10 protein-coding genes and 1 pseudogene are annotated in these 12,017 nt (G+C 46.7%); 1 reads left to right on the top strand and 10 read right to left on the bottom strand.

Features of this window, described 5'->3' with window-relative positions; translation table 11 throughout:
* Window positions 1-17: 17 nt before the first annotated feature.
* Window positions 18-2,268 (bottom strand): annotated as a pseudogene (locus FJ444_RS21785) (DNA translocase FtsK 4TM domain-containing protein); the annotation flags it as partial.
* Between the two features lie 207 nt (window positions 2,269-2,475).
* Window positions 2,476-2,961: a leucine-responsive transcriptional regulator Lrp gene (gene lrp, locus FJ444_RS07060; protein WP_140957587.1), complete on the bottom strand. Its 486-nt coding sequence runs from the start codon at window positions 2,959-2,961 to the stop codon at window positions 2,476-2,478.
* A gap of 132 nt (window positions 2,962-3,093) precedes the next feature.
* On the opposite strand from lrp, the gene ald reads away from it, so the two are divergent.
* Window positions 3,094-4,221: an alanine dehydrogenase gene (gene ald, locus FJ444_RS07055; RefSeq protein ID WP_140957289.1), complete on the top strand. Its 1,128-nt coding sequence runs from the start codon at window positions 3,094-3,096 to the stop codon at window positions 4,219-4,221.
* Window positions 4,222-4,339: 118 nt separating this feature from the next.
* Here the strand turns inward: ald and pyrF are convergent, their stop codons facing one another.
* From pyrF to serC, 8 genes are all read right to left on the bottom strand, one after another.
* Window positions 4,340-5,038, bottom strand: a complete 699-nt coding sequence (pyrF, locus tag FJ444_RS07050) for an orotidine-5'-phosphate decarboxylase (RefSeq protein WP_140957287.1) — start codon at window positions 5,036-5,038, stop codon at window positions 4,340-4,342.
* Window positions 5,039-5,044: 6 nt separating this feature from the next.
* Window positions 5,045-6,205, bottom strand: a complete 1,161-nt coding sequence (gene lapB, locus FJ444_RS07045; RefSeq protein WP_140957285.1) for a lipopolysaccharide assembly protein LapB — start codon at window positions 6,203-6,205, stop codon at window positions 5,045-5,047.
* Between the two features lie 5 nt (window positions 6,206-6,210).
* Complete coding sequence (locus FJ444_RS07040) at window positions 6,211-6,465, bottom strand: lipopolysaccharide assembly protein LapA domain-containing protein (RefSeq protein ID WP_140957283.1); 255 nt, start codon at window positions 6,463-6,465, stop codon at window positions 6,211-6,213.
* 108 nt (window positions 6,466-6,573) lie between these two features.
* Window positions 6,574-6,861, bottom strand: a complete 288-nt coding sequence (gene ihfB / locus FJ444_RS07035; protein WP_140957281.1) for an integration host factor subunit beta — start codon at window positions 6,859-6,861, stop codon at window positions 6,574-6,576.
* 90 nt (window positions 6,862-6,951) lie between these two features.
* Window positions 6,952-8,622, bottom strand: a complete 1,671-nt coding sequence (gene rpsA, locus FJ444_RS07030) for a 30S ribosomal protein S1 (RefSeq protein WP_140957279.1) — start codon at window positions 8,620-8,622, stop codon at window positions 6,952-6,954.
* Window positions 8,623-8,740: 118 nt separating this feature from the next.
* Window positions 8,741-9,412 (bottom strand): (d)CMP kinase, encoded by a 672-nt coding sequence (cmk, locus tag FJ444_RS07025; protein ID WP_140957277.1) that lies wholly within the window; start codon window positions 9,410-9,412, stop codon window positions 8,741-8,743.
* 218 nt (window positions 9,413-9,630) lie between these two features.
* Window positions 9,631-10,920, bottom strand: a complete 1,290-nt coding sequence (aroA, locus tag FJ444_RS07020) for a 3-phosphoshikimate 1-carboxyvinyltransferase (protein ID WP_140957275.1) — start codon at window positions 10,918-10,920, stop codon at window positions 9,631-9,633.
* Window positions 10,917-12,002 carry a 3-phosphoserine/phosphohydroxythreonine transaminase gene (gene serC / locus FJ444_RS07015; protein WP_140957273.1) on the bottom strand — a complete coding sequence of 362 codons (1,086 nt, stop codon included), beginning with the start codon at window positions 12,000-12,002 and terminating at the stop codon, window positions 10,917-10,919. Before serC ends, aroA begins: the two co-directional genes overlap by 4 nt.
* Window positions 12,003-12,017 lie beyond the last annotated feature (15 nt).

Raw genomic sequence — 12,017 nt, 5'->3', positions numbered from 1 at the left:
GCCCATATCCGGGTTGAGAATTTCATCAATGTATTGCGGTTTACCACGTTTTTGCCAATCGGCCACAACCGCATGAACTTCGTGGTCATCCACAAAAGCACCATGAACACGGGTAGGCACCGGGCTACCAGGCGGCAGATACAGCATGTCCCCCATACCAAGCAATGTTTCGGCACCCTGTTGGTCGAGGATAGTACGGGAGTCAATTTTACTGGATACCTGGAACGCAATCCGGGTAGGAATGTTAGCCTTAATCAAGCCGGTAATAACGTCAACCGACGGACGCTGGGTAGCCAGTATCAGGTGGATCCCTGCAGCCCGCGCTTTCTGCGCTATTCGGGCAATCAGTTCTTCCACTTTTTTGCCCACAATCATCATCATGTCGGCAAATTCATCTACCACTACTACGATGGCAGGCAATTTTTCCAGGTCCGGCGCAACGGTTTCCATGCTGTCTTCAGCACGCCAGAGCGGATCTTTAATGGGCTGACCATCCGCTATTGCCTGTGTCACCTTAGCGTTGTATCCCTTGAGATTTCGCACACCCAGCGCTGACATCAGTTTGTAACGGCGCTCCATCTCGCCTACACACCACCGCAGGGCATTGGCCGCCTCTTTCATGTCGGTAACCACTTCAGCCAACAAATGTGGAATGCCTTCGTAAACCGATAATTCGAGCATTTTAGGGTCGATCATGATCATGCGAACATCTTCTGGTGTTGATTTATACAACAAGCTCAAAATCATGACGTTCACGCCCACAGACTTACCCGAGCCGGTGGTACCGGCAACCAGCAAGTGGGGCATCTTAGCGAGATCCACTACCACAGGTTTCCCGCTGATATCGGCACCTAACACCATGGTAAGTGCAGAAGGATTAGACTGGAAAGCATCGGCACTGATCACTTCACTTAAACGCACCATTTCGCGCTTTTTATTCGGTAATTCAAGTCCAATAACGGATTTGCCAGGTATAACCTCTACGACGCGTACCGATGTTGCCGACATCTCACGGGCCAGGTCTTTCGATAAACTGGTAATTTTGCTTACCTTTACCCCGGGAGCAAGGTCGATTTCAAAACGCGTGATCACCGGCCCCGGATACACGCCCACTACAGACGCATCTATATTAAAGTTAGCCAGTTTTTCCTCTACCAGACGTGAAACGATGTCCAGTTCTTCCTGGGAAATTGGATTCTCGTGCTTATCAGCCCGCTCTAACAGATCAAACGAAGGCATTGGGCCTATATCGGCATCATCTGTTCCCTGTTGTTCTGAGAAGAGCTTATTTACAGGTTTGCTCTGCACCGGTTTAGATGCCGCAGTACTCTTTATAACCTGAGGTTCTGCATGGCTAACACTCTCCCCTGCCCCGCTGCCCAAATCGGTAAAACTCACCTTTTCGGTTGTGCGTGATCCAGCCGGCGCAGGTGCGTCTTCATCCTCATCATCTATGTGGAAAGGAGGAAGATCTTGTGGCATGTCGTCATCGAAGTTGTCGGCAAACACTTCATCCGGAATAGACATGGTAGGTTCATTGCGAACGTTCATTCGCGGTGCGCGTTTTTCAGCATCAACCGGTGGCTCTGCGCGTAGACTGGTAATGTTCAAATCGTCTGATTTTTGCGACGTTTTTTCCGCTTTGTTCGGTAAGGATAACGCAGGCATGTTTAGCGATAATAGCTTTTGTGGCCCGGCAATCGCTTTTTGACTTACCCAAATAGTGCTTTCGCCCAGTTTATCAATAATTAACAACCAGGAAATGCCCGTCATCAACGTGAAACCAACACAACAAAAACACAGAAGCAGCAAAATAGTGCCCGGCGTATTGAAATAGGGGATCAATGCTGAGCTAATAACGTCACCAACCAGACCGCCGGCACTGAAACTAAACAAGTCGTCAAAATTAACGCTGGCAATGCCGCTCAGGCCCAACGCCAGCAGCAGACTGCCGATAATCCGCAAACCTATGGTAAGGTAATCCAATTCACGCCAGTTTTTCACGTGATGAAAAGCAAACCAGCCCAGAAACGCACTACAAAACGGCATGATGTAGGCTAAGTATCCAAACGTAAAAAACAACAGATCAGCGGTCCAGGCACCCGTAGGCCCCACCCAATTGTGCACATTTGGTTGTAAGCCTGCCTGACTCCAGCCCGGATCCCCCGGATGGAATGACGCAAGCGCCAGGAGTAAGAAGAACGCGAGAGCACAGGCAATGATCATACCTGTTTCCCATATGCGTTGAACGCCAGAAAGTCGCACCATATTCCCTAAAATTCTCTGTTCGTTTGCCTCGTTGGGCACACTGTCATTATTGTATTAACTATGTATTACTGATTAACACCGCTTACAAGGTTAATCAGAATCAGCCCACGTTATATCACACTTGGCAATGCAATCATTACAGCAATATCTGCGCCTGATTTACTGTATGCGCCCAATATACACCTGAGGCGTATTCTCAATACTACGCTATTTTGTATTAATTCTAAGACTATTGGTACTCTTAACTTCTTCCATTACCACATAGGTGCGCGACGCACTGACACCAGGTAGTCTAAGCAACGTATCACCCAGCAATTTTCGATAACTCGACATATCTGCAACCCGCGCTTTTAACAGAAAGTCAAAATTACCAGAAACCAGGTGACACTCTTGTATATCATCATGTTGCTGAACCGCAGCTGAAAAATCGGCAAAGATGTCGACGGATGTTTTTGTTAATGTAATTTCTACAAACACCAGCATTGCTGCACCCAGCTTCTGTGGATTCAGTAACGCATGATAACCCAGAATATACCCCTGGGACTCTAGCCGTTTAACCCTTTCTAAACAAGGACTTGGACTCAAGCCCACTTGCTTGGCTAATTCCACATTGGATATTCGGCCATCTTTTTGCAGTACAGAAAGTATATTTCTATCAATACGATCGAGATGTTTCGGCGTTTTTACCAGCATATTTAATTTTGCGATATGGGATTTAGCCAAAATATAACACTGCAACTTTATAAATTACAGCAGATATATTTCTAAATCATTCGCTATACTCAGCATCTTTATTGAACAACCCAATTTGAGACGGGGAAAAGCATGTTAGTTGGCGTACCAAAAGAAATTAAAAATCACGAGTATCGCGTTGGCTTAACACCAGCCGCTGTAAAAGAGTTCGTTGCACATGGTCATCAGGTAATGGTTGAAACCAATGCTGGCACTGCAATTGGTTTTACAGATGAACTGTATCAAAACGCAGGCGCAACCATTGTAAACTCTGCTGAGCAAATTTTTGCGGAAGCAGAAATGATCATTAAAGTAAAAGAGCCACAGCCTTCTGAGTGTAAACAATTACGCAAAGGCCAGACGCTGTATACCTACTTACACCTTGCTCCTGATCCAGAACAAACTCAGTTGTTAATTGCATCAGGCGCAACTTGTATCGCCTACGAAACCGTAACTGATCGCAATGGCGGTTTGCCACTATTGGCACCAATGAGCGAAGTCGCTGGCCGTATGTCAGTTCAGGCAGGCGCGCATTATCTTGAAAAAGCGCATGGCGGCAGCGGCACCTTATTAGGTGGTGTACCTGGTGTAGCACCGGGTAAAGTACTGATCATTGGTGGTGGTGTTGTCGGTACGCAGGCAGCCAAAATGGCACTGGGCCTGGGTGCAGATGTCACCATTCTGGACCGCTCGCTACCGCGTTTACGTCAGTTGGACGACATTTTTAACGGCCAGGTAAAAACGGTGTACTCTACCGTTGATGCCATTGAACACTATTCTGCCAATGCGGATTTGGTAATTGGTGCAGTACTTATCCCTGGCGCCGCAGCACCTAAACTGCTAAACCGTGAACATATCAAGAATATGAAACCTGGTTCAGTACTGGTTGACGTAGCCATTGATCAGGGCGGCTGTTTTGAAACCTCAAAAGCAACAACGCACCAGGATCCTGTGTACATCATTGATGACGTGGTGCATTACTGTGTAGCCAACATGCCAGGTGGCGTAGCCAGAACGTCAACTATGGCGCTGAACAATGCTACGCTGCCATTTGGTCTGGCATTGGCAAACAAAGGCCCTAAACGCGCAATGTTAGAAGACATTCACTTGTTGAATGGCTTAAATGTTCACGAAGGCAAAGTAACTTATCAAGCGGTTGTTGAAGCCCTTGGCGACAAACTGGGGATCACTTATACCCCAGCTTTGGATGCATTAAGATAATCACTTAGTGCTGGTAGCAGATACAAAAAGGGGCCAATGTTAATTGGCCCCTTTTTTATTCACTTGCCATGTTTATACCTAACGTTGAAGTACAGAGCACAATTAATCGACGCAAATATTAAGCAATTGTATTGTTAACTGCGGTAAGTGTTGCTAATGGGTCATTAGCCTGAGTAATAGGTCTGCCCATTACCAGATAGCTCACGCCAGCCTCTATTGCATCTACCGGCGTCATAACGCGCTTTTGGTCGCCCACATCCGCACCTGCGGGTCGAATACCTGGCGTCACCAGTAGAAATGTCTCGGGAAGCGTTTGTCTGAGCAGCACGGCTTCCTGGGCCGAACACACTACCCCGTCTAATCCCGCTTCGGCTGTAAGCGCTGCTAATTTTGCAACTTGTTCAGCGGGCGTTACCTGGGGTACTACATCGTTTAACTGCGCCTGATCCATACTGGTTAACACGGTAACCGCGATGAGTTTGGTCTCTGGGTGAGATGAACTCTCAATAGCTAGCTTGGCCTTACGCATCATCTCTGCGCCGCCACTTGCATGCACATTCACCATCCACACTCCCATTTCCGCTGCTGCTTTACACGCTTTAGCCACAGTATTGGGTATATCGTGAAATTTAAGATCCAAAAAGACGTCAAAACCTTTTGTGATTAGGGATTTTACAAATTCAGGCCCAAACAAAGTAAACATCTCCTTGCCTACTTTAAGCTTACAGGCAGAAGGGGTTAATTGATCGACCAGTTGGTTGGCTTGTTCGACATTGTCGAAGTCCAGCGCTACGATGACGCGAGGATCTTGTGTCACTGTTTACTACTCTCCGTCTAATCCACGAATGGGGTGTACAACCCCCCACTTTTTACATGATGGACATAACCAATAAAGCTTACGTCCAGAAAATCCGCAGCTCTTACAGCGATACCGCGGACGTTGTTGAATTTGTTTACCAACCAGTTCAGCCAGATGCTGATAGGTTACTTTGGCATCTTCGTCGGTTGTATTGTCGCTGTATAACTGCATTAACCGATGAAAGCCACGCATGGTAGGCGTTTTCTGCAATTGTGCAAATAAATAGTCTGCCGCCTGCTGGTTGCGATTTTGTTTCACCATTACCGTGACCATTGCCAGATAAGCGGTTGCGCATTGCACCCAGTGCTCATTTAGCAAGGTTTCAAATGCATCCCAGTCCTGTGTTTTTTCCGTAATGTTTTGAATAACCGGTATCGCTTCAATAAACCAGTCTTCTTCGCGTTGAGCAACCTGTAACAAGTATTCAATTGACTCATTGTAGCGCCCCTCGTTGAAGGTAACCTGACCTAGCATTAGCCATGGCCGTGTCGCATTTTCGTCGGCATTCACTGCCTTTTGCAGCAACGACAAGGCCGATTCCAGATTGTGGTGATCCAGTTCAATCTGAGCCTGCTCACAGTAAAAATGCGCGAGTTTAGTGCGAACGGTATCACTGTCCTGCAGCATTTTTTCAGCAAGCGCGATTGCCCGTTCCCATTCTTTGGTTGTTTGATAAATCGAAAATAACTGCTGCTGAGCAAAGTCGAAATGCTTATCACTGGATAATAATTTTGCAAAGGTGTCTTCAGCGCGCTCCAGAAAGCCAGCCTGCATATAATCCCGGCCTAATTCGCGTAGCGCATTTTCTCGTTGGCTGGATTGTAATTCGTCGCGTCCCACCAGATTTTGGTGAACCCGAATGGCACGGTCTATTTCACCGCGATGACGAAAAAAATTGCCCATGGCAATGTGAGTTTCGGCAGTATCATTGTTCAGGTTAATCATTTTGATTAACGTATCAACCGCTTTGTCGGGTTGATCAGACAATAAAAAGTTCAAGCCGCGATAGTAATGCTTGGAGAGTATACTGGATTGCTTGCGTTGTGCTTGTCTAACGCTGTTCCGCCCCATGATGTATCCGTAACCGGCGGCCACGGGAAGCAGCAAAAATAGCAGCTCTAACATGAAGATTATTCTTTCTGAAGTCGGTTGAGCTTAGTTTGCAGTCTGATCAGTTTTACGCGTAACGCCAGCCAACTACTCAAAACCGCTAACACACCTACCACAACACCTACCGCTACCGCGACGGCGATGAGAGTGGCAATGGTTATTTCTGATTTGGCTATTAAATAGTTAACCGAGATTACTGCGTTATTCTGTGAACCAATTGCAACAGCCAGAACCAGCAATATGACGATACAAACAAAAAACACTAAGCCTTTCAAGAAAGCATTCCCAACAAGAAACAATAAATGCAGGATAGCAAAATGCTTACCCTGTTACAGTATTGATATACAAAAAAAGCACCTTTAAAAGTGCTTTTTTTATTTAAATCAGGCTATTGACTCGTTTACCCGGTCACGTAGCTCTTTACCAGGCTTGAAGTGAGGAACGTATTTACCGTCCAGCTCCACCGTTTCGCCAGTCTTAGGATTACGACCGACACGTGGTGCCCGGAAATGCAATGAAAAACTACCAAATCCGCGGATTTCAATGCGATCACCCTTTTGCAGAGTTTGCGCCATTTGTTCCAACATTTCTTTGATAGCAGATTCAAGATCTTTGGCCGGGATATGGCGTGCCTGATCAGCGAGCCGCTCAATTAGTTCAGACTTGGTCATGGTAACCTCTTTGTCATCGTCGATATTAAACAGCTACATCAGTAAACGCACAGCGCTTATACACTGTGCGTCAGATGCTACAAAAGGAGATTACTCGCCTTTTGCCGCTTTAAAGGCTTCAGCCATTGCGTTAGCAAAACCAGCTTCTTCCTGCTGATTTACTTTATCGATAGCTTCTTTCTCGTCAGCCTGGTCTTTTGCTTTAACAGACAGGTTAACGATACGGTTCTTACGGTCAACACCGATGAACTTAGCTTCGATAGAGTCGCCAACGTTCACTTCTTCAGAAGCGTCTTCTACGCGGTCACGAGACAAGTCTGCAACACGAATGTAGCCTTCCACTTCTTCTGCCAGGTTAACAGTAACACCTTTCGCATCAACTGCGGTAACTGTACCAACAACGATAGCACCTTTCTTAGTATCTGTCAGATACTTGTTGAAAGGATCTTCTTCGATTTGCTTAACGCCTAAAGAAATACGCTCACGCTCTGGGTCGACTTGCAACACAACTGCAGAGATTTCGTCGCCTTTCTTGAAGTCGCGAACGGCTTCTTCGCCAGTCTTGTTCCAAGAAATGTCAGACAGGTGAACCAAACCATCGATGCCGCCATCCAGGCCGATAAAGATACCGAAGTCTGTGATTGACTTGATCTTACCAGACACTTTGTCACCTTTTTCGTGTGACTTAGCGAAAGTTTCCCATGGGTTATCGATGCACTGCTTCAGACCCAGAGAAATACGACGACGCTCTTCGTCGATTTCCAGAACCATAACAGTTACTGTGTCGCCCAGGTTAACAACCTTAGATGGGTGGATGTTCTTGTTAGTCCAATCCATTTCAGACACGTGAACCAGACCTTCAACACCGTCTTCGATCTCTACGAAACAACCGTAGTCAGTCAGGTTAGTTACCTGACCAGTGATGCGAGTGCCTTCTGGGTAGCGTTGTGCAATTTCTTGCCATGGGTCGTTACCCATTTGCTTCATGCCCAGAGATACACGTTGCTTGTCTTTGTCGAACTTCAATACTTTAACATTGATTTCGTCACCAACATTTACAATTTCGCTTGGGTGCTTAACGCGTTTCCAAGCCATGTCAGTGATGTGCAGCAGGCCGTCTACACCGCCTAAATCAACGAACGCACCGTAGTCAGTCAGGTTCTTAACGATACCTTTAACTTCATGACCTTCTTCCAGGTTCGACAACAGTGATTCGCGCTCTGCGCTGCTTTCTGCTTCGATAACGGCACGACGAGAAACAACTACGTTGTTACGCTTAGCGTCCAGCTTGATTACTTTAAACTCAAGCTCTTTGCCTTCCAGGTGAGTGGTGTCACGTACTGGACGTACGTCAACCAGTGAACCAGGCAGGAACGCGCGTACACTGTTAACTTCAACAGTGAAACCGCCTTTAACTTTACCGTTAATGATGCCTTTGATAGTAACTTTGTCTTCGTAAGCTTTTTCCAGTTCAACCCACGCTTCGTGACGCTTCGCTTTTTCACGAGACAGGATAGTTTCACCGAAGCCGTCTTCAACTGCGTCTAACGCAACATCAACTTCGTCACCGATAGCGATTTCTAATTCGCCGTCAGCATTTTTAAATTGTTCAACTGGGATGGCACTTTCTGATTTGAGGCCTGCGTCTACCAGAACGATGTCTTTATCAATTGATACAACAGTACCTTTTACAATTGAACCAGGACGAGTTTCCAGTTCTTGTAAGCTCTCTTCAAAAAGTTGTGCAAAATTTTCAATCATATAATTAAGTAAATATATTCAGTTGACATCCACGCTACATTCCCGATACCGTGGGGTTATTAATCAAAGTTATTACGTCCTGTAATAACTGTTGCGATGGTGAAACACGCCTCCGGACTCAGAGTCTGGAATTGATGATTTCCATAGCACTATCAAAGACCTGGTTAATATCCAAATCTGTTGAATCAATAATTATTGCATCTTCAGCCGGTACCAGGGGAGCAACAGAACGCTGTGAATCACGCTCGTCTCTGGCCTTGATATCGGTTAAAAGGCGCGCAATATTAACATCCATCCCCTTATCTTTCAACTGCGTATAGCGGCGCTCTGCGCGCGCTTCCGCGCTGGCAGTAAGGAATAGTTTTACTACTGCGTCCGGGAACACCACCGTTCCCATGTCACGGCCGTCAGCAATGAGCCCTGGTGCTTGCTGAAAAGCACGCTGTCGTCTCAACAGTGCTTCGCGAACTCTGGCCAGCGAAGCAATCTGAGAAGCCACAGCGCCTACTTCTTCCGTACGGATATCATCCGTTACGTCTTCGCCTTCCAATACCACACGGCGTTGGTTATTTTCTGTCTCAAAACTCACGTCAAGACCGGAAGCCAATGGCACTATGGCGGCTTCGTCGTCAATAGGTAGATCGTGATGCATGGCGGCAACCGCCAAAACCCGGTAAATCGCACCGCTGTCGAGCAAATGCCAATTCAATTTTTCTGCCAATAAAGCGCTTAAGGTCCCTTTCCCGGCACCACTCGGGCCATCTACCGTTACTACGGGTGTTGGATGCATACCTGCTCCAGTTATTTAAATTTTTGTTAATGGATTGTCGAAATCGGCCGCAATTATACGCGTGTCAGTCGAATTGGCAATGATACAAGTCAATAATGCTCCGACCTGTTTGATTTTCATTGTCATATTCTTACTGAGAAAGTGCAGGATATTGCCATGAGAGGAAATTCATGCTCACTGCGCTACAGCCAGTGAGCATGATAAAAAAGAAATCTGACTTAACGATGACAGATTGTGGCAAATCGCGTGAAATAATCAGGAAATGTTTTGGCAGTACAGCCCGGATCATTAATGGTTACCGGCGTATCACTTAAACTCACCAGCGAAAAACACATAGCAATGCGGTGGTCGTTATAGGTATCGATTTCAGCATGCTGCAATGCAGGAGCAGGTGTAACGCGAATATAATCGTGTCCTTCTTCTACATCCACGCCCAATTTGCGCAACTCTGTTGCCATGGCATTTAGCCGGTCGGTTTCTTTTACCCGCCAGTTATAAATGTTGCGAATACAGGTATCGCCCTCGGCAAACAATGCTGCAACCGCGATTGTCATGGCGGCATCCGGTATGTGATTCATGTCCATGTCAACGCCATGTAACGTCGCGCCGTGGATAACCACACAATCGTCGAACCATTCCACTTTAGCACCCATTGCTTCGAGCACGTCCGCAAAACGGATATCGCCCTGAATGCTTTGTTTGCCAATACCGGTTACTTTTACTGTGCCACCTTTAATCGCCCCTGCTGCTAAAAAATACGAAGCAGATGACGCGTCACCTTCAACCAAAAAACGCTCAGGCGCAATGTATTGCTGACCGGCATTAATGGTAAAGTGCTGATAATTGTGATTGTCAACCTGTACGCCAAACTTAGCCATTGTATCCAGGGTAATGTCTATATAAGGCTTAGACACTAAATCACCCTTAATACTAATAGTCGTGTCTTCCTTAAATAAAGGCGCTGCCATTAAGAGAGCCGTTAAGAATTGACTGGATACACTGCCATCTACCGATAATTTGCCACCCTGCAGCGTTTTTCCTGCAATGTGTAACGGCGGATATCCCGGGTTCTTCAGGTAAGAAATATCCGCGCCAGCCTCTACCAGTGCATCAACTAAATCGCCAATCGGGCGCTCTTCCATGCGAGGCTCACCGGTAAGTGTAACGTTCACAGTAGATGCGGCCAGTGCGGCACATAGAGGACGCATGGCAGTACCTGCGTTACCCAAAAACAGTTCTAACGGTGCTTCATGGTTAAACGCGCCACCCAGCCCCTGCACAGTGCACTCTGTTTTGCACTCACTTAAAGAATAACTTACACCAAGCTGAGTCAGTGCATTTAACATATGCCGAATGTCGTCGCTGTCGAGCAAATTAGTCAGGGTAGTCGTTCCCTTTGCCAATGCTGCTAACAGTAGAGCCCGATTAGATAAACTTTTTGAGCCAGGTACATTCACTTCACCGTTTACGGCGGTTACAGGCGATAACGTTAATTGCGCTACTGTCATGCGTAATGCTCCTCGAACTCACGCATAAACTTCACCAACGCTTCTACGCCTTCAACCGGCATTGCATTGTAAATACTGGCTCGCATTCCACCTACTGAGCGGTGACCTTTCAGTGCCATCAAACCTGCTTCCTTAGACTTTTCAAGAAACACTTTATCCAGCGCAGGGTCGGCCAGATGGAAAGGCACATTCATAATTGAACGGTTATCCGGATGAACGTTGTTGCGATAGAACGACGAATCATCAATAGCGGTATACAGTAAGTCAGCTTTATGCTGATTGACACTGGCCATAGCTTCAACACCACCCTGCTCTTTTAACCACTGGAACACCAGACCAGCCAGGTACCATGAAAATGTAGGCGGCGTGTTGTACATGGAGTCACTGTTTGCCATTAACGCATAATCAAAAATCGATGGCGTACTCTGACGAGCCTTACCAATCAGATCATCACGAACAATGACCAGCGACAAACCAGACGGGCCAATATTCTTCTGAGCACCGGCATAAATTACACCGTATTTGCTTACATCAATTGGCTTAGACAGGATGTTTGATGACATATCGGCTACCAGCGGCACCTTGCCTGCGTCTGGCAACCAGTCAAATGCAATACCATCAACCGTTTCGTTGGGGCAGAAATGCAAATACGCTGCTGATTGGTCGATATCTGCCAACGCAGGTTTAGGCACGGTTTGAAAACCGTTGTGCTCAACCACTTCACCAATGACTTTGGCCTGGTTGTACTTTTCCGCTTCTTCCACGGCACCACGAGACCATGAGCCACTGACAAGATGCAGTGAAGTATCGTTACTGGACGACAGGTTCAACGGTACTGCGGCAAACTGACCTCGCCCACCACCCTGTAAAAACAGTACTTTGTAGTTGTCTGGCACACTAAGCAAGTCGCGAAGATCCTGCTCAGCCTGAGCAGCGATTTCAATAAAATCAGCACCGCGGTGACTGACTTCCATGACTGAGCAACCGCTGTCACGCCAGTTAGTGAATTCTTGTTGTGCTTTGGTCATTACCGCTGCTGGCAGCATGGCTGGACCGGCACTGAAATTAAATACTTGTTTCATGAGCTTTCTTAAACA

The organism is Aestuariibacter sp. GS-14 (assembly GCF_006494365.1).
Taxonomy (GTDB): Bacteria; Pseudomonadota; Gammaproteobacteria; order Enterobacterales; family Alteromonadaceae; genus Alteromonas; species Alteromonas mangrovi.
This window is presented reverse-complemented; position numbering and strand designations above follow the sequence as displayed.